Genomic DNA, 17,983 nt, shown 5'->3' on the forward strand with positions numbered 1-17,983 from the left:
ACGAACACCGTCATGAACCCGATGCCGGCGACGATCATCGCCCAGATCCAGGGTTCCCAGTGCGCGGCCTGGCCCTGCTGCAAGCCGAACACGATCAGGAACATGCCCGCGCCGGACAACACGACGCCCACCACATCGAACCGGTGCGACTGCGTGGGCAGCACGGGGACCAGCCAGTAGGCCAGGGCCAGGCCGCGCACTGGGAACCCTGGATCTGGGCGATGATCGTCGCCGGCATCGGGTTCATGACGGTGTTCGTGTTCTGGCAGTCGATGAACACCGACGAGCCGCTGATCCCCCTGGTGATCTTCGGCGACCGCGACTTCGGGCTGTGCAACGTCGGTGTGGCCATCATCTCGTTCGCCGCCACCGCGATGATGCTGCCGTTGACGTTCTACGCGCAGGCCGTCTGCGGGCTCTCGCCGACGCGCTCGGCCCTGCTGATCGCGCCGATGGCGATCGCCAACGGTGTGTTTGCGCCCTTCGTCGGCAGGATGGTCGACCGCTACCATCCGCGCCCGGTCCTCGGTTTCGGCTTCTCGGTGCTGGCGATCGCGCTGACCTGGCTCACGTTCGAGATGTCGCCGCAGACGCCGATCTGGCGCCTGGTGTTGCCGTTCTTCGCGACCGGCGTCGGAATGGCGTTCGTGTGGTCGCCGCTCACCGCCACCGCGACGCGCAACCTGCCGCCGAGCCTGGCCGGCGCGGGCTCGGCCGTGTACAACTCCGTCCGCCAGCTCGGCGCGGTGCTCGGCAGCGCCGGCATGGCCGCGTTCATGACCGCGCGGATCGGCGCCGAGATGCCCGCGCAGCCGTCCCCCGGCGCCGGCGGCGAGGCGCCCGCGACGCTGCAACTGCCCGAGTTCCTGCGCGACCCGTTCTCGGCCGCCATGTCGCAGTCGGTCCTGTTGCCCGCGTTTATCGCGCTGTTCGGGATAGTGGCCGCGCTGTTCCTGGTCGGCTTCGCGCCGACGGCCATGGGTGGCCGGCCCGACGCGGGCGACGCGGTCGACGACGACTATGACGACGACGAGTACGTCGAATTCATCCTGCTCCGTGAACCCGAGGCCGCCCCCGCACCGGTCTCTCGGGTCGCCCGTCCGCGCCCGGCGCCCGCCGTGCGGCCAACCGGGTTCGCCCACAACGGCTCTCATGTCGACGAGCCCAAGGTTTTCCGTCCGGTCACCGGGTTGTCGGCGCGGGCCTACCCGCCCGCCCCGCGCACTCGGGCGACACCGCCGGGACGGCAGCAAAACGGCGCGCCGCGAGGGCAGCGGCACGGCCGCGATCCCGACGACGAGCCCACCGGCTACGGCCGCCACTCGTCCGGCAACTAGGCGATCGCCGCGCCGGTCTGGGTCAGCGCCAGGAACGCACCCAAGTCGACCAGGCCCGAGGGCGTGCCGGGCAGGTATTCGGTCAGCGATTCCGAGCGCACGATGACGGCCGCGTATTGGGCGCGGCTGATGGCGACGTTGAGCCGGTTCCTATTGAGCAGGAACGAGATTCCGCGTGGCACGGTGTCCGCGGTGGAGGCCGTCATCGAGATGAACACCACGGGCGCCTGCCCGCCCTGGAACTTGTCGACGGTGCCCACCCGGATTCCGTCGAGGCCCGCCGCGGTCAACCGCCGGCGCAGCAGCGCCACCTGGGCGTTGTAGGGCGCCAGCACCAACACATCGGCGGCGGTCAGGGGCCGGGTACCGCGCTCGTCGGTCCAGGCCGCGCCGAGCAGGCGGTCGATCTCGTCAACGACGGCGCCGGCCTCCTCTGGGCTCTCGGTCGAATTACCTTGATGCTCAACGGTGATCGTCCGCACGCCGGGCCGGTAGCCGGCGAGGCGCCGGGCGGCGGTGCACTCGTGGGAGTGCAGCCTGCCCTCGTAGGACAGCGCGGACACCGCGCCGCACACCGCGGGGTGCATGCGGTACGAGCGGTCCAGGAAATACCCGCGCTCGTCGGGCAGTGTGCGCTGGCCCTCGACCAGCCAGTCGAGCGCCGAGGTGTCGACGGGGTCGGGATGGGTGCCCTGGCTGACCTGCGGCAGCTGCTGGGGATCGCCGAGCAGCAACAGGTTGGCGGCGGCCGGCGCCACGGCGACGGTGTTGGCCAAACAGAATTGGCCGGCCTCGTCGATCACCAGCAGGTCGAGGGCGCCCGGCGGCACCCGGGTCGCGTTCGCGAAATCCCATGCAGTGCCGCCCAGTACGCAGCCGGCGTTCTCGGCGATGAACGCGGCGTAGGCGCTGCTGTCGATCTCCTGCCAGCGCGGGGCGCCGTGGTCGTTGCGCTTCTTGGCGACCCGCTGCGCGTCCAGCCCGGCGTCGATGACACAGTCCAGCACGTTCTCCACCGTGGCATGCGATTGCGCGACGACGCCGATCCGCCAGCCATGGTCGGTGGCCAGGCGCTGGATCACGCGCGCGGCGGTGTGCGTCTTGCCGGTGCCGGGCGGCCCGTGCACCGCCAGGTACGACGAATCCAGGTCCATCAGCGCGGCGGTGATGTCGGCTGCGATGTCCGGGATGTCGGCGCCGCGGGGCAGCGCGGAGCCGCTACGCGTGCGGGGCGCGCGGCGCAGCAGGATGTCGACGACCGCGCTGCGGGGTAGCCCTGGCAGGCCGGCCGCCACCGCGGCGGCCGTGGACTCGATGGACTCCCGAAGCGCGGTCGTCGGAATCGGAGGGCCGGGGGTCAACGCGAACGGGAGTTGATGAAAGGGCTTGCCGTCGTTGCCCACTCGTTCGACGATGGTGACTTCGGTGGGCAGCGCCGGATCGTCGGCGGCTATCACCGTGGCGCGCCCGGCCGCCCGCCGGTCGGGATCGTCGGACATCCCCGATGGAGCCGGCGGGTCGTAGAGGGCAAAGACGTCGGTCGGCAGCTCGCCGCGGGCCAACTCGCCGCGCAGTCGCACCCGCCGCTGCGGCTTGCGCGCGCGGGGTGGCGTGTTCCAGTCCACGTTCACCGACGCGTGTTCCGCGACGAAGACGTCGGTGTTATCCGCCCATTCCTCCACGGGGAAGTTCAATCGGTCGAAGTGGGCCCACCAGAACGGCTTGTCCTCGCGCCGGTGGTAGCCGCGCGCCGCGGCCAGCAGCGCCACCGCGGTCTGCTCGGGGGTGCGCTCACCCGCTGTGGCGTCGCCGGTGAATGTCGCGAGCGTCACCGCCAGCGCGTCGCGGTCCTCGACGGTGTTGCCGCCACGGACGGGCTGGGCGCCGATCGGCACGACGCCGGATTCGTAGGCGCGCAGCATCAACCAGTTGCGCAGTTCCTGGGTGGAGCGGCAGTCGTAGAGGTTGTAGTCCTCGATCTCCTTGAGCACCGAGGCGGCGTCGTCGCCGCGTCCGTCGGCCCGCAGTTCGCAGTACCGGGCGTAGGAGGTGATCGAGCCTGCGGCCGTGGTGACGTCACCGGCGCGCAGCTGCGCCCCCATGTAGAGCGGCTCCAGCGCCTTGAGGCTGAATGACTCCGCGCCCACTCGAATGCTCTTGCGCACCAGGGGGTAGAGGTCGACCAGCGTTCCGCTGCGCAGTAGCTCGTCAACTTGGTCCTCGCCGACGCCGTAGCGGCCGGCGAGCCGCAGCAACGCGGTCTTCTCATACGGGGCGTAGTGGTAGATGTGCATGTTGGGCCTGCGTTTGCGGCGTTTGGCCACCATCGCCAGGAAGTCGGTCAGGGCCTTGCGTTCCTCCGCCCGGTTGTGCGCCCACAACGGCCGAAACGCGCCGGCGGGCCCGGCCTCCAGGACGCCGAACAGGTATTCCAGGCCCCACTCCTTGCCGTCGACGGTCCACAGCGGGTCGCCCTCGAAGTCGAAGAACAGGTCGCCCGGATCCGGTTCGGGCAGCAGCGTCAGCGGCTGGGGGTCGACGATCTCGAACTGCGGCGTGCCGGTCTCGCGTTGGCGGACTTGGAGTCTCGCCTGGGCGGTCAGCTTGCCGACCGCGCCCGGCGCCAGCTCCGGCACGGGACCAAAGTGCTGGGCCAGCTCGGACACCGTGGTGACGCCGGCGTCGATCAGCTTGTCCCGCTGGGTCACTCGCATGCCGGCGACCAGCAGCAGGTCGTCGGTGGCACGCAACTGCTCCGTGCACAACGGGCAACGCAAACACGCGCCCACGCCCTCGTCGTCCCACCGGACCGCGGCTCCACCCGCGTGGTGCTCGTCGAGGAGCAGCTGCAATCGTGCGCGCTGCGAACGGTAAACGGGGATCAGGTCATGGACCCGGTAGCGCGCCACCGTCCCGTCGCCCAGGTGCAGTTCCGCCTCGGGCGCCACCCCGACGCCCGAGGCGGCCAGCGCGTCGGCGTAGGCGGCGAGTTGCAACAGCGCGGTGACCTTCGCCGAGCGGGCCAGCTTGGTGTCGATGACCCGGTACTGCTCCCCTTCTCGCACCAGAAAGTCGGCGAATCCGACGAAGCGGCCGTCGAACATGGCGGCCTGATAGACCGCGGGCGCGCCGCCGGCGACTGCGCGTCGCGTCGCCTCGGCCGCCGCCGCGAGGCCCGCGGGCGTGTAGGCCGGGCGGCCGATGACCGCGACGCCATCGCCGAACTCGTCGCGCAGCCGGTCCAGTTCGCGCCGCTCGTGTTCCGTCCCGAGGGTGGCGGTCCGGGCGAGGAGGTCGTCCTCGACGGTGGCGGCCGGCGCCCAGCCGAGCCGCGCGTCGAAATCCCGCAACAACGCGTACTCGCAGCGGGCGGCGGCCGCGAGGTCCGAGGCGCTGTAGACGATGCTGTCGCCGGTGACGAACACAGCAGCAACTGTAGGTGAGGGGACCGACTAAAAGGCGGCTCCGCCTAGTGCCCCGGGGCGTTGCCGATCAGCTCCACTCCGTTGCCGTTCCAGTGGAACCGCACATCGGTGTTCAAGCCGTTGATGCCGCTGGGGTAGGTCAGCGCGACCGTGTCGCCGGTGGTCTGCGCCGGGTCGACGCCGTTGAACCCGTAGGTGTCGGGCACCCCTTGCGGGATGAATTGCCCGAGATGGAACAGGACCGCCCGGGTGGTGGGATTGACGGCGTTGGTGTTGGCCTTGATGATCACCGCCGACAGCTGGGCGCACTGGTTGTAGTTGCCGGCCAGTGGCTCCGGGTTCCAGGGTTGCTGGCTGCGCGGGTCGCGCGGCAGCTCGGAGACCACCTTGGCGATGGTGGGTGAGGCGAGGTTGACCGCGCACGGGTCGGCGGGCGGGGCGCTGCCGCCGGGCGGCGCGGCGGCGCCGGACGGCTGGGCCGGGGCCGTGATGGACGGGGTCTCGGTCGTCGTCGCGGCCTGCGGCGTCTTGGCGACCGTGGAGTCTCCCGAACCACAGCCGGTCAAGGTGATGGCGATCAACGCGACAGCGGCCGAGCCGGTCAGTGGCTCGGTACGGCGGGGTAGCGACCACACATCGGGCACCGTACCGTCATCGCGCGTTCGGGTGTGACAGGCGTGGCCGGGCCCAGCGCGGCTGTGCTCATGATCACGGGACCGCAGCGCTGAAGTCTGACGATCTGGCCACGGCCACTAGACTCCATGGACGATGACCCACCCGGACGGCTCGCCTGAGGCTGCCTCGACTACGTTTGCCGACCTGCAGATCCATCCCTCCGTCTTGCGGGCGATCGCCGACGTCGGCTACGAGTCACCCACCGGCATTCAGGCCGCGACGATCCCGGCGCTGATGGCGGGCTCGGACGTCGTCGGGCTGGCGCAGACCGGCACCGGCAAGACGGCGGCGTTCGCCATCCCGATCCTGTCCAGGATCGACGTCACCAGCACCGCGACGCAGGCACTGGTGCTGGCGCCGACGCGGGAGCTGGCGCTGCAGGTGGCCGAGGCGTTCAGCCGCTACGGGGCCCATCTGCCGAAGATCAACGTGCTGCCGATCTACGGCGGCTCGTCCTACACCGTGCAGCTCGCCGGGCTGCGGCGCGGCGCCCAGGTGGTCGTCGGCACCCCCGGCCGGGTCATCGACCACCTCGAGCGGGGGACACTGGACCTGTCGCGGGTCGACTACCTGGTGCTCGACGAGGCCGACGAGATGCTCACCATGGGCTTCGCCGAAGACGTCGAACGGATCCTCTCCGAAACCCCGGAGTACAAACAGGTCGCCCTGTTCTCCGCGACCATGCCACCGGCGATCCGCAAGCTGACCACCAAGTACCTGCACGATCCGCTCGAGGTCACCACCAAGGCCAAAACCGCTACCGCGGAGAACATTTCGCAGCGCTATATCCAGGTCGCGGGTCCGCGCAAGATGGACGCGCTGACCCGGGTGCTGGAAGTAGAGCCGTTCGAGGCGATGATCGTCTTCGTTCGCACCAAGCAGGCCACCGAGGAAGTCGCGGAAAAGCTTAGGGCCCGAGGGTTTTCCGCGGCCGCCATCAACGGCGACATCCCACAGGGCCAGCGGGAGCGGACTGTCGCCGCGCTGAAGGACGGCGGCATCGACATCCTGGTCGCCACCGACGTGGCCGCCCGCGGGCTCGACGTGGAGCGCATCTCGCACGTGCTCAACTACGACATCCCGCACGACACCGAGTCCTACGTGCATCGCATCGGCCGCACCGGCCGGGCCGGGCGGTCGGGAACCGCACTGCTCTTCGTATCGCCGCGGGAGCGCCACCTGCTCAAGGCGATCGAAAAGGCAACGCGGCAAACGCTTACCGAGTCGGAGCTGCCCACCGTCGAGGACGTCAACGCCCAGCGGGTGGCGAAGTTCGCCGACTCCATCACCGACGCGCTGGGCCGTCCTGGCATCGACCTCTTCCGCAAGCTGGTCGAGGACTACGAACGCGAGCACGACGTCCCGCTGGCCGACATAGCGGCGGCGCTGGCGCTGCAGGCCCGCGACGGCGAGGAGTTCCTGATGGCGCCCGAGCCGCCACGCGAGCGGCGCGAGCGGCACACCGAACGCCGCGAGCGTCCCGAAAGGCCCAGGCAGGACCGGTCGTTCGCCACCTATCGGATCGCGGTGGGCAAGCGGCACAAGATCGGCCCTGGCGCGATCGTCGGCGCCATCGCCAACGAAGGCGGCCTGCATCGCAGCGATTTCGGCCACATCGCCATCGGCCCGGACTTCTCCTTGGTGGAGCTGCCGGCCAAGCTGCCCAAGTCGACGCTGAAAAAACTTGAGCACACGCGCATTTCGGGGGTGCTGATCAACCTTCAACCGGACCGGTCGGCGACCAAGCCCCGCGGCCGTGACGGACAGAAGCCCCGCAGGAAATACCCGGGATGACCCTGTCGGAAGAACAGGACGCCCAGGGCGGACTCGAACAGACCGCCCACGTCGACCGGGTGGCGTCGCTGACCGGAATCCGGGCCGTGGCGGCCCTGCTCGTCGTCGGCACCCACGCGGCCTACACCACCGGCAAGTACACCCACGGTTATTGGGGCCTGGTCGGCTCCCGGCTGGAGATCGGCGTGCCGATCTTCTTCGTGCTGTCCGGGTTTCTGCTGTTCCGCCCGTGGTTGAAATCCGCCGCCACCGGCGGGCCGCCCCCGTCGCTGAGTCGCTATGCGTGGCACCGGGTCCGGCGCATCATGCCCGCCTACGTCGTCACCGTGCTGTTCGCCTACGTGCTGTATCACTTCCGCGAGGCGGGACCCAACCCCGGGCACACGTGGCTCGGGCTGGCGCGCAACCTGACGCTGACGCAGATCTACTGCAACGGCTACCTGGGCAAGTACCTGCACCAGGGGCTGACCCAGATGTGGAGCCTCGCGGTGGAAGCGTCCTTCTATGTGCTGCTCCCGCTGCTGGCCTACGTGCTGTTGGTGCTCGTCTGCCGCCGGCGCTGGCAGCCGAGACTGCTGCTGGCGGCGCTGATCGGGCTGACGTTGATCAGCCCCGCCTGGCTCGTGCTCGTGCACACCGATCACTGGTTTCCCGACGGCGCGCGGCTCTGGCTGCCGACCTATCTGGCCTGGTTTCTCGCCGGAATGCTGTTGGCCGTCCTGCAGGCGATGGGGGTGCGGGGGTACGCGTTTGTGGCCATCCCGCTGGCCGTCGTCTGCTATTTCATCGTCTCCACTCCCATCGCCGGCGCGCCCACCACGTCGCCGGCCACCCTGAGCGAGGCCCTGTTCAAGACCTGTTTCTACGCCGTGATCGCCGCCCTCGCGGTGGCGCCGCTGGCCCTGGGGGATCGGGGTTGGTACTGGCGCCTGCTGGCGACGCGGCCGATGGTGTGGCTGGGGGAGATCTCCTACGAGATCTTCCTGATCCACCTGATCACCATGGAATTCGCGATGGTCTACATCGTTCGCGCCCACGTCTACACCGGCTCGATGCTGAACCTGTTCCTCGCGACGATGGTGGTGACGATTCCGTTGGCCTGGCTGTTGCACCGGTTCACCCGCGTGCGGACCTGAGCCGACGCGGCGCGGCCATGCCGGCTTGTCGCTATGAGGCGGGCAGTTCGGGCATTCCTTCCGGCCGGGGACCGGAGTGACGGGCGTGACGACTTTGGGGTGCGCCTATCCCCGGGCGGAGACCGGCGTGACGATCGGGACGAGGAACTCCTCGATCATCGCCTTCTCGTCGGCGTCGTCTCGACCCGGGAACTGCAGCAGCGACGCGATCACCCGCACCACCCAGCGCGCCCGGCGCTCCACGATGGCGGGGTCCTCGGGCCCGAGCGAGCCGACGAACGCGGCGGCCAGCGCGGTGATCACCTCGGACTGCGCGGCGACCTCGGCGCCGATCGGTGGCCGGCTGACGGCGAACCACGACGCCAGCGCGCGGCTGCCGCGAACCATCCGCAGCGTGGCGGTGATGCTCGCGACCAGCCGCTCCCGGGGGTCCTCGATGCCGCCGATCTGCTCCTTGATCTCGCGGCTCAGCCGGCGTGTCTCGCGGTGCACGTATGCGGTGCGCAGCGCCTCCCGGTTCTCGAAGTACCGGTACAGCGTGGCACGGGAACACCCCGCGGCCCTGGCGATCTCGTTCATGCCGATCGAAGCCTGGTCGCGTTCGGTGTAGAGCCGCTCCGCCGCGTCGAGGATCCGGTCCGCGGCGGCCTCGCTGCGGTGCGCGCCGAGCCAGTCGTTCGGCATCAGGACTTCACCCGAATCGGCACGGACAGCGGACGCCGCACGTAACTGCCGCCCGACCAGACGATCGCGGACTCGTCCACCTCGAAATCCGGGCAGCGGGTGAGCAATTCGGTCAGGGCCACCCGCGATTGCATCCGGGCCGCCGCCGCGCCCAGGCAGTGGTGCGCGCCGTGGCTGAAGGTCAGGATGTTGCGCGGGCGGCGGGTCACGTCGAGCTCGCCCGCGTCCGAACCGTATTGACGCTCGTCCCGGTTGGCCGACCCATACAACAGCAACACCTTGCGGCCGGCGGGGATGGTGGTGTCGCCGATCGTCACGTCGTGGGTGGTCGTGCGGGCCAGCCCCTGCACCGGCGAGGTCAGCCGCAGCAGTTCTTCCACCGCGTCGGGGATCAGGCCCAGATCCTCGACGAGAAGCCGTCGCTGGTCGGGCCGCTGATGCAGCAAAGGCATTGAGCCGCCCAGCATTCCGGTGGTGGTGTCATTGCCCCCGGTCACCATGGTGAACGTGAACGCCAGCACCGACAGCGTGCCGGCGATGTCGCCGTCGGCGCCCACCCCGGCCGCCACCAGGTGCGAGATGGTGTCGTCCCCGGGCTCGCCGCGACGGCGCTCGATCAGGTGAGTGAAGTAGGCCATCATCGACCCGACCGCGTCGCCTACCGTATCCAGCGCCCCGGCCACGCCGCCTTCGGCGGTGTTGGCCGCGACGATCACGTCCGTCCACCAGTCGAATTGCGCCCGATCCGCTTCGGGGACACCGAGGTAGTGGGCGACCACCATCGAGGGCAGCGGCTTGAACAGCTCGGTGACGATGTCGCCACCCCCGGCGGCGCGCAACCCCTCGATGCGCTCCACCACGAACTCGCGGACCTTCGGTTCAACGGCCTCGACCTGTCGCGGCGTAAACCCACGCGACACCAGCTTGCGAAACTCCGTGTGCACCGGCGGATCCTGCATCACGAACGGCGGATTGTCCTGCAGCCCGATCATTTCCAGATCGCCGTAGTTGACCGTCAACCCTTGCGCGGAGGAGAAGGTCTCGTGATCACGCGCGGCGGCCCACACATCCGCGTGCCGGGACAGCACGTAATAGTCGTGCTCGGGCCGTTTGGCCGGGACGACATGGTGCACCGGATCGTGGTCGCGCAGCGCCCGGTACATCGGCCAGGGCTCCGGCCAGGTGTCCGCGGTGGCCAGCTCGAACGTGACCGGCGCGTGGTGAGACATAACCGCAGCCATGTCTCATTCGTACGACAATTGCACGGCGATGTCAACCACCCCCGGCCAGCGGGGCGTTGGACGCCGAGCGCCCCGCGCGCCGGGCGATGAGCGGAGAAACTAGATGCCCGCGCCGGGGTTGAGGATGCCCTGCGGGTCCAGCGCCTGCTTGATGCGCCGGTTGAGCTCCATCACCTCGGGCCCGAGGTAGCCGGCCAGCCACGGCCGCTTCAACCGGCCGACGCCGTGCTCGCCGGTGATCGTGCCGCCGAGCCCGACGGCGAGGTCCATGATCTCGCCGAAGGCCAGGTGGGCCCGCTCGGTCATCGCGGCATCCGCGGGGTCGTACACGATCAGCGGGTGGGTGTTGCCGTCGCCGGCGTGGGCGATGACCGAGATCGTCAGGTCGCGCTCGGCCGCGATGTCCGCGATGCCGGTGACCAACCGGCCCAACGCCGGCAGGGGCACCCCGACATCCTCGAGCAGTAGCGACCCCTTCGCTTCCACCGCGGGAATGCAGAACCGGCGGGCGGCGACGAACGCCTCGCCCTCGTCGGGATCGTCGGTCGAAAACACCTCCGCCGCACCGCATTCCGCGAACACCGCGGCCATCACCGATGCGTCCTCGCTGCCCGCGCGCCCCCGCTCGTCGGAGCCGGCCACCAGCATGGCGGTCGCGCCGCGATCCAGGTCCATGCGCAGGGTGTCCTCGACGGCGTTGATCGCCACCGAATCCATGAACTCCAGCATCGAGGGGCGCAGCCGCGCGGTGACGCCCAGAACCGCCTCGACGGCCGCCTCGACCGTCGCGAAAGAGGCCACCACGATGCTGGACGCGTTCTGCTTGGGCACCAACCGCAGCGTGACCTCGGTGACGACGCCCAGGGTGCCCTCGCTGCCGACGAAGAGTTTCGTCAGCGAGAGCCCCGCGACGTCCTTGAGTCGCGGGCCACCGAGCCGCACCGCCGTGCCGTCGGCCAGCACCACCTGCATGCCCAGCACATAGTCGGTGGTGACGCCGTACTTGACGCAACACAGCCCACCGGCGTTGGTGGCGATGTTGCCGCCGATGCTGCAGATCTCGAACGACGACGGATCGGGCGGGTACCACAGGCCGTGCTCGGCGGCGGCCTTCTTGACCTCGGCGTTGAACAGGCCGGGCTGACATACCGCGGTGCGGGTCACCGGGTCGACGGTGATGTCGCGCATCTTCTCCGTCGACAGCACGATGCCGTTGTCCAGCGCCGTCGCCCCGCCGGACAGGCCGCTGCCGGCCCCGCGGGTCACCACCGGGATCCCGTGCCCGCACGCCCAGCGCAACACGGTCTGCACGTCCTCGGTGCGGCGCGGGCGAACCACGGCCAACGGTTTGCCGGCCGACGGGTCGAACGCGCGGTCCTGCCGGTAGCCCTCGGTGACGGTCGGGTCGGTGACGACCATGCCGTCGGGCAGGCCGGCGATCAGCTCGGCCAGGAGGTCAGCACTCACGACCCGATCCTACGGTCCCATCCGCGCTGTACAGTGGAGCGATTCTTGTGAAAGGTCGGGTCCAAGTGTTCGGACGCAGAGATCTCAGCAAAGTCGGCACCCGCGCGTTCGCGGACGTCCTGGCCGCCGAGCAGTCGGCGATCTCGGTCACGGTCGGCAACCCGAACCTGGTCAACAACACCGAGGTTCGCTGGAAGCTGCTGCTGCGGGTCACGCCCGAGGGCGAAGCGCCGTTCGACGCCAGCGTCACCGCACTGCTACCCCAGCTGAGCCCGCCGCGGCCGGGCCTGAGGCTGACGGTGCTGTACGACCCGAAGGACCACAGCCGCGTGCAGCTCGACCACCGGCCGGCCGCCACCGCCGACGCGGCCATCGACGCCGTGACCGCCACCCGCCCCGACCTGGCGGGCGCCCAGGTGATGGGAATGCCGATGACCGATGTCATCCGGCGCGCCATCTCGGATCCGACCGCCTTCCGGGAGGAGATGATGCGCCGCGGAGCCGAGATGCAGCAGCAGGCGTTCGGCGCGGCGATGCCGGCGCCCGCGGCGCAAGCCCGGCAAGACCCGATCGAGCGGCTCGAGCGGCTGGCCGCGCTGAAGGAGCGCGGCCTGCTCACCGACGAGGAATTCGAGCAGCAGAAGCGCAAGATCCTCGGCGAGTGAATCACGGCGGCGACGGCGGACTCGCCTCCAACTCCGGCGCGCGGTCCAGGTCCCGCAGCGACGGCAGCCTCGAGGCCACCAGCCCGATCGCCAGGATCGGTACCGCCAGCGCCAGGAACGTGACCTGCAGCCCGGCGGCGTCGGTGAGCGGGCCGGCCACCAGCAGGCCCAACGGCCCGGCCGCGTAGGTCAGCCCCGCCATCACCCCGACCACGCGGCCGCGCAGGTGATGCGGTGCCCGGGTCTGCATGACGTAGTTGTAGATGGGCTGGATCGGCCCGTACACCAGGCCGGTCACCCCGCAGAGCACCAGGATCACCGGCAGCGGCGGCAGGAAGGCGATGCCGATCGTCGCGGCGCCGAAGGTGAGGGTCGCCGTCAGCACCGCCGTACGCCGGCGGGTGTATCTCGACAGCGCCGCGTAGCCGAGCGCGCCCGCCACGCCGCCGATCGCGAGCGCCATCAACGCCCAACCCAGCTGCACGGGCTGGTGCCGGTCGGCGAAATACTTTGGGAACAGCACGCTTTCCATCGGCAGGTAGAGCGCGGTCACGGCCAGGTCGATCAGACCGAGCGTCCGCAGCACCCGCAGCCTCCACACGAACCGCAGACCCTCAGCGATCCCGGACACCAGGCCGTCCGGGCGGGTCGCGTGGTGCGGCTTTCCGGCGCCCTCGAGCCGCAGCGCGCCAATCGCCAAGAGCGACAACCCGAAACACCCCGCCGTGAACCACATGGTGTTGATGCCGCCAACCGTCGCGATCATCAGGCCGCCGATCCCCGGCCCCACCATGAACCCGAGATTGAGCACGGCCTCGTAGATGCTGTTGGTGCGGTCCAATGACCAGCCCGCCCGGGCGGCCGCCTCCGGCAGCATCGACTGGCGTGCCGTCGTCCCGGCCGGGTCGAAGGCCGCCGCGCAGAACCCCAGCACCGCCAGTTCCGCGACGTTGATCGCGTCGGCCCCCAGCAGCAAGGCGGTCAGCGGAACGGCGGCCACCGCCGCGCAGGACAGCGAGTCGGAGACCAGCGACACGCGGCGGCGGCCCACCAGGTCGACGGCGGTGCCGGCGACCAGCGTGGAAAGCACCAGCGGCAGGGTCATCGCGGCGGCCACGACGGACGCGTCCCTGGCGCGGTCGTGGTGCTGCAACGCCAGCCAGGGGAACGCGATGATCGAGATGCCGGTGCCCGTCGTCGCCAGCAGCGTGGCGGACATGATCAGAAGTGCCGGGCCGCGGCTCGTGTGGCTCATGGGTATCCCGGGGAGAATGTAGCCGCTGATCCGCGGCCCGACCACCGAATATCCGGGGGGTTCGGCGGTCGCGCACCGGCTGACTGCAGGATGTTGATGTGCTCGTCCACCCACGTACCGGCCAGGCGTTCGATTCTCCAGTGGTTCCCGGCACCGGTTGGCCGGGGGACCCGGCGACCCCGCAGACCCCGGTGGCCGCCGACCCCACGCAGGTCGCCGCGCTGGCTCCCCGGGCCCCGTCGATCCCCGAACTCGACGCCTTGATCAGCGTCTGCCGCGCGTGCCCCCGGCTGGTCGACTGGCGCGAGGACGTCGCCGCCCTGAAGCGCCGCGCCTTCGCCGACCAGCCGTATTGGGGCCGGCCCGTGCCGGGCTGGGGCTCGGAACGGCCCCGGCTGCTGATCGTCGGGTTGGCGCCCGCGGCGCACGGCGCCAACCGGACCGGGCGCATGTTCACCGGCGACCGGTCCGGCGATCAGCTGTACGCGGCGCTACACCGGGCCGGGCTGGTGAACCAGCCGACCAGCGTGGATGCCGCGGATGGGTTGCGGGCCAACGGGGTTCGGATCGCTGCGCCGGTGCGGTGCGCTCCGCCGGCCAACGCCCCGACGCCCGCGGAACGGGACACCTGCTGGCCCTGGCTGGAAGCCGAATGGCGGCTGGTGTCCGAGCACGTGCGCGTGATCGTGGCTCTGGGCGGGTTCGCGTGGCAAATCGCGCTGCGGTTGCCGGGCGCGTCCGCGATGCGCAAGCCGCGGTTCGGCCACGGGGTCGTGGCGCAATTCGCGCCCGGTGTGCGGTTACTCGGCTGTTACCACCCGAGCCAGCAAAACATGTTTACCGGTAGGTTGACACCAGCGATGCTCGACGACGTTTTCCGGGATGCGAAAAGGCTGGCAGGGATTAAGTGACTGACGTTCTGATTTCCGGCGCCAGCGTGGCCGGTGCGACGGCGGCTTATTGGCTTGGACGGCACGGCTATTCGGTCACCGTGGTGGAGCGCCACCCCGGCCCGCGACCGGGCGGCCAGGCGATCGACGTGCGCGGGCCGGCGCTGGGAGTGCTGGAACGCATGGGGCTGCTGGCCGCCGCTCAGAAGCGGAGGACGCAAATTCGCGGCGCTTCCGTCGTCGACAGCGACGGCAACGAGCTGTCGCGCGACACCGAGGCGACACCCACCGGCGGCCCCATCGACAGCCCCGACATCGAGCTGCTGCGCGACGACCTGGTCGAATTGCTTTACGGCGCAAGCCAATGGACGTCCGAGTACATTTTCGACGACACCATCACCGGCTTGGACGACGACGGCGCGGCCGTCAACGTGACCTTCGAACGTGCCCCCGCGCGCAGCTTCGACCTGGTCGTCGGGGCGGACGGACTGCACTCCAACGTGCGCCGGTTGGTGTTCGGCCCCGAGGAACAGTTCATCGAGCGCCTGGGCACCCACGCGGCGATCTTCACCGTCCCCAACTTCCTGGAACTCGACTACTGGCAGACCTGGCACTACGGGGACTCCACCATGGCGGGGGTCTACAGCGCCCGCAACAACGCCGAGGCCCGGGCCATGCTCGGTTTCATGGAAACCGATCTGCGGATCGACTACCGGGACACCGAGGCGCAGTTCGCCGAGCTGGAACGGCGGATGGCCGGCGACGGCTGGGTGCGTCCCCAGTTGCTCGAGTACATGCGCAGCGCACCGGACTTCTACTTCGACGAGATGTCGCAGATCAAGATGGACCGCTGGTCGAAGGGCAGGGTCGCGCTGGTCGGCGACGCCGGATATTGCTGCTCGCCGCTCTCGGGCCAGGGCACCAGCGTCGCGTTGCTGGGCGCCTACATCCTGGCCGGCGAGCTCGCCGCCGCGGGTGATGACTACGAACTCGGCTTCGCCAACTACCACAAGGAGTTCAACGACTACGTCAAGCGCAACCAATGGCTGGTCGTCGACAACATCCCGGGCGGGGCGCCCATTCCGCAGGAGGTCTTCGACCGCATCGTCAGCTCGATCACCCTCAAGGACTACTGACAGTCCTTCGGCCGAGCAGACGCAAAGTCGCCCGCCACGCCGGGCGGGCGTGCGATTTTGTGTCTGCTCGCGAGGAGGCCGGGAACGTTCGTGGGCCGGAAGGCGTTGACGCGAACGTGCGTCTTTCCGTCCTCGACCTGGTCCCGGTGCGCACCGACCAGACGACCCGTGATGCGCTGGCGGCCACCGTGCAGCTGGCCCAGGCCGCGGATCGGCTGGGTTTCACGCGCTATTGGGTCGCCGAGCACCACAACATGCCGTCCGTGGGCGCCACCAGCCCGCCGGTCCTGATCGCCTACCTGGCCGCGCAAACCACGCAGCTGCGCCTCGGGTCCGGCGGCGTGATGCTGCCCAATCACGCGCCCCTGGCGGTGGCCGAGCAGTTCGCGCTGCTGGAAGCCGCCGCCCCCGGCCGCATCGACCTCGGCATCGGCCGAGCGCCCGGATCCGATCCGGTGACCTCCTACGCGCTGCGTGGTAGCCGCGGCGACGAGGACATCGAAAACTTCCCGGAATACCTCGACGACGTGGCGGCGCTGATGAGCGCGCGCGGCGTCGTGGTGCCGCTGCGCTCGGGGGACTACCGGCTCAAGGCCACCCCGGCCGCGGCCGGCGAACCACGCCTGTGGCTGCTGGGGTCGTCGATGTACTCGGCGCACCTGGCCGCCGCCAAGGGGCTGCCGTACGTGTTCGCACACCACTTCTCCGGCCAGGGAACCGAGGAGGCGCTCGAGGTGTACCGCTCGAGGTTCAGGCCGAGCAAGCTCACGCCCGAGCCGGTGACGTTCCTGACGGTGAACGCCGCCGTGGCCGAAACCCACGACGAGGCAACGGCATTGATGCTGCCCAACCTGCAGATGATGGCAAAGCTGCGCACCGGGCAGCCCCTGGGCCCGGTGCCGCTCGTCGAGGAGGCCGAAGGCGCCGAGCTGACGCCGCAACAGCGGCTCATCGTGGACAGTGGGCTGCGCCGGGCGGTCCTCGGTACGCCGGCCGAGGCCGCCGAACAGCTGCGGGCGCTGGCGCAACGGTTCGACGTCGACGAGGTGATGGTCCACCCGGTCGCATCGGCCCACCGAGGCACCGACCCGGCTACCGCGCCGGCGCGGGTCGCGACGCTGGAATTGCTGGCCAAGGAGTTGTTCTAGCTCCTCAGTCCGTCACGCCCGACCGCTCGGAGTCGACCGGTCCCGCGATGGCGCTCCTGTTGGTGATCCAGCGCCGCAGTTCGTCCGGCGGCAACGGCGGGCTGTGCACGAAGCCCTGGGTGATGGTGCAGCCGCAACCGCGCAGCGCGCTCAGGGTCAGCTCGTCCTCCACCCCCTCGGCGACGAGGTCGGCGCCCAGATTCTGCGCCAGGTCCACGGTGGACTGGACGATGGCCACCGACCGGGGGTCCTGGGCCAGGCGCGCGACGAATCGCCGGTCGAGCTTCAACTCGTCGACCGTCACATCCTGCAGGCGGGCCAGCGACGACCACCCGGTGCCGTAATCGTCCAGCGAGATCCGAACGCCCAGCAGCCGCAGGGCGGCGACGGTGTCGCGGGACCGCTCGGAGTCGACGAGTGCGCTCTCGGTGATCTCGACGATCAGCGCCTCGGGAGGCAAGCCGTGGTTCCGCAGCAGCCGCTCGATGGTGACCGCGAGGTCGAGGTCGAGCAGGTTCGCCGTCGACAGGTTCACCGCGACTGTCAGCGGGATGCCCTGCTCGCGCCAGGACCGAATCTGCTCGAGCGTCAGGTTGATCGTGCGATGGGCCACCGCGCGCATCAAACCGGCGCGCTCCGCGGCGGGCAGGAACGCCTCCGGCAGCAGCAGCCCGCGGGTGGGATGCTGCCAGCGCAGCAGCGCCTCCACACTGTGGACGCTGTCGTTCGCGTTGACCTTGGGCTGATAGTGCAGCGTGAACTGGTCGCCGTCGTTCAGCGCGGCGCGCAGCTCCCGCACCAGGTTGGGATCGTGGTCGCGATCGGCCTCGTAGGCCGACTCGTACACCGCGATCCTGCTGACGGCCGACTTGGCGTGCGGGACCGCCGCCTCGGCGCGATTCAACAGCTCCTGGGGGTGGTCGCAGTGGTCGGGGTAGAGGGCGATGGCGATGCAGGCGTCGATCTCCACGCTGATCGCATCGAGTTCGAACGGGATGCTCATGCCTTCGAGCAACCGGCCCGCCTGGGCGCGCGCCGCGACCAGGTCGGATCCGTCGCCGAGGAGGATGGCGAATTCCTCGTCACTCACGCGCGCCAGCAGATCGTCGCGACGCACGTTGCGCGCGAGG

General features: G+C 70.0%; 13 protein-coding genes and 2 pseudogenes. 7 read left to right on the top strand and 8 right to left on the bottom strand.

The window, feature by feature from the left end:
* Positions 1-200, bottom strand: a pseudogene (locus A5691_RS28520) (MFS transporter); the annotation flags it as partial.
* Between A5691_RS28520 and A5691_RS05030 the strand changes: the two are divergent.
* A pseudogene (locus A5691_RS05030) lies at positions 183-1,337 on the top strand (MFS transporter); the annotation flags it as partial. The pseudogenes A5691_RS28520 and A5691_RS05030 overlap by 18 nt on opposite strands.
* Here the strand turns inward: A5691_RS05030 and A5691_RS05035 are convergent.
* Both A5691_RS05035 and A5691_RS05040 read right to left on the bottom strand, forming a co-directional pair.
* The gene (locus tag A5691_RS05035; protein ID WP_067890810.1) at positions 1,334-4,762 is read right to left on the bottom strand and encodes a TM0106 family RecB-like putative nuclease; all 3,429 of its coding nucleotides are present in this window, start codon (positions 4,760-4,762) and stop codon (positions 1,334-1,336) included. The pseudogene A5691_RS05030 and the gene A5691_RS05035 sit on opposite strands and share 4 nt — an antisense overlap.
* A gap of 44 nt (positions 4,763-4,806) precedes the next feature.
* A complete protein-coding gene (locus tag A5691_RS05040) occupies positions 4,807-5,406 on the bottom strand; it encodes an LppP/LprE family lipoprotein (protein ID WP_067749988.1) in 600 nt (199 codons plus the stop codon).
* 124 nt (positions 5,407-5,530) lie between these two features.
* Between A5691_RS05040 and A5691_RS05045 the strand changes: the two genes are divergently transcribed.
* Positions 5,531-7,231 carry a DEAD/DEAH box helicase gene (locus A5691_RS05045; RefSeq protein ID WP_067749990.1) on the top strand — a complete coding sequence of 567 codons (1,701 nt, stop codon included), beginning with the start codon at positions 5,531-5,533 and terminating at the stop codon, positions 7,229-7,231.
* Positions 7,228-8,367: an acyltransferase gene (locus A5691_RS05050; RefSeq protein WP_067749992.1), complete on the top strand. Its 1,140-nt coding sequence runs from the start codon at positions 7,228-7,230 to the stop codon at positions 8,365-8,367. Before A5691_RS05045 ends, A5691_RS05050 begins: the two co-directional genes overlap by 4 nt.
* A 105-nt stretch (positions 8,368-8,472) precedes the next feature.
* Here the strand turns inward: A5691_RS05050 and A5691_RS05055 are convergent, their stop codons facing one another.
* The 3 genes from A5691_RS05055 to A5691_RS05065 all read right to left on the bottom strand — a co-directional run bounded on the left by A5691_RS05055 (position 8,473) and on the right by A5691_RS05065 (position 11,759).
* Complete coding sequence (locus A5691_RS05055; protein WP_067784935.1) at positions 8,473-9,051, bottom strand: TetR/AcrR family transcriptional regulator; 579 nt, start codon at positions 9,049-9,051, stop codon at positions 8,473-8,475.
* Positions 9,051-10,292 carry a cytochrome P450 gene (locus A5691_RS05060; protein WP_197694381.1) on the bottom strand — a complete coding sequence of 414 codons (1,242 nt, stop codon included), beginning with the start codon at positions 10,290-10,292 and terminating at the stop codon, positions 9,051-9,053. Before A5691_RS05060 ends, A5691_RS05055 begins: the two co-directional genes overlap by 1 nt.
* A 99-nt stretch (positions 10,293-10,391) precedes the next feature.
* Positions 10,392-11,759 carry an FAD-binding oxidoreductase gene (locus A5691_RS05065; protein WP_067749997.1) on the bottom strand — a complete coding sequence of 456 codons (1,368 nt, stop codon included), beginning with the start codon at positions 11,757-11,759 and terminating at the stop codon, positions 10,392-10,394.
* A 65-nt stretch (positions 11,760-11,824) separates the two neighbouring features.
* On the opposite strand from A5691_RS05065, the gene A5691_RS28275 reads away from it, so the two are divergent.
* Complete coding sequence (locus A5691_RS28275; protein ID WP_067749999.1) at positions 11,825-12,424, top strand: SHOCT domain-containing protein; 600 nt, start codon at positions 11,825-11,827, stop codon at positions 12,422-12,424.
* Position 12,425: 1 nt separating this feature from the next.
* Here the strand turns inward: A5691_RS28275 and A5691_RS05075 are convergent, their stop codons facing one another.
* A complete protein-coding gene (locus A5691_RS05075) occupies positions 12,426-13,679 on the bottom strand; it encodes an MFS transporter (RefSeq protein ID WP_067750000.1) in 1,254 nt (417 codons plus the stop codon).
* An 83-nt stretch (positions 13,680-13,762) separates the two neighbouring features.
* On the opposite strand from A5691_RS05075, the gene A5691_RS05080 reads away from it, so the two are divergent.
* The 3 genes from A5691_RS05080 to A5691_RS05090 all read left to right on the top strand — a co-directional run bounded on the left by A5691_RS05080 (position 13,763) and on the right by A5691_RS05090 (position 16,853).
* Entirely contained in the window at positions 13,763-14,590 is an 828-nt protein-coding gene (locus A5691_RS05080) for a uracil-DNA glycosylase (RefSeq protein ID WP_067750002.1), read from the top strand.
* Positions 14,587-15,705, top strand: a complete 1,119-nt coding sequence (locus A5691_RS05085) for an FAD-binding protein (RefSeq protein ID WP_067750003.1) — start codon at positions 14,587-14,589, stop codon at positions 15,703-15,705. The genes A5691_RS05080 and A5691_RS05085 overlap by 4 nt, the downstream gene beginning before the upstream one ends.
* 116 nt (positions 15,706-15,821) lie before the next feature.
* Entirely contained in the window at positions 15,822-16,853 is a 1,032-nt protein-coding gene (locus A5691_RS05090; protein WP_067750004.1) for an LLM class flavin-dependent oxidoreductase, read from the top strand.
* A 4-nt stretch (positions 16,854-16,857) separates the two neighbouring features.
* On the opposite strand, the gene A5691_RS05095 is transcribed toward A5691_RS05090, so the two are convergent.
* Positions 16,858-17,983: bifunctional diguanylate cyclase/phosphodiesterase (locus tag A5691_RS05095; protein ID WP_156675537.1), on the bottom strand; the 1,126-nt coding region annotated here is incomplete at its 5' end.

The organism is Mycobacterium sp. E183, assembly GCF_001667735.1.
In the GTDB taxonomy this organism is placed as follows: Bacteria; Actinomycetota; Actinomycetes; order Mycobacteriales; family Mycobacteriaceae; genus Mycobacterium.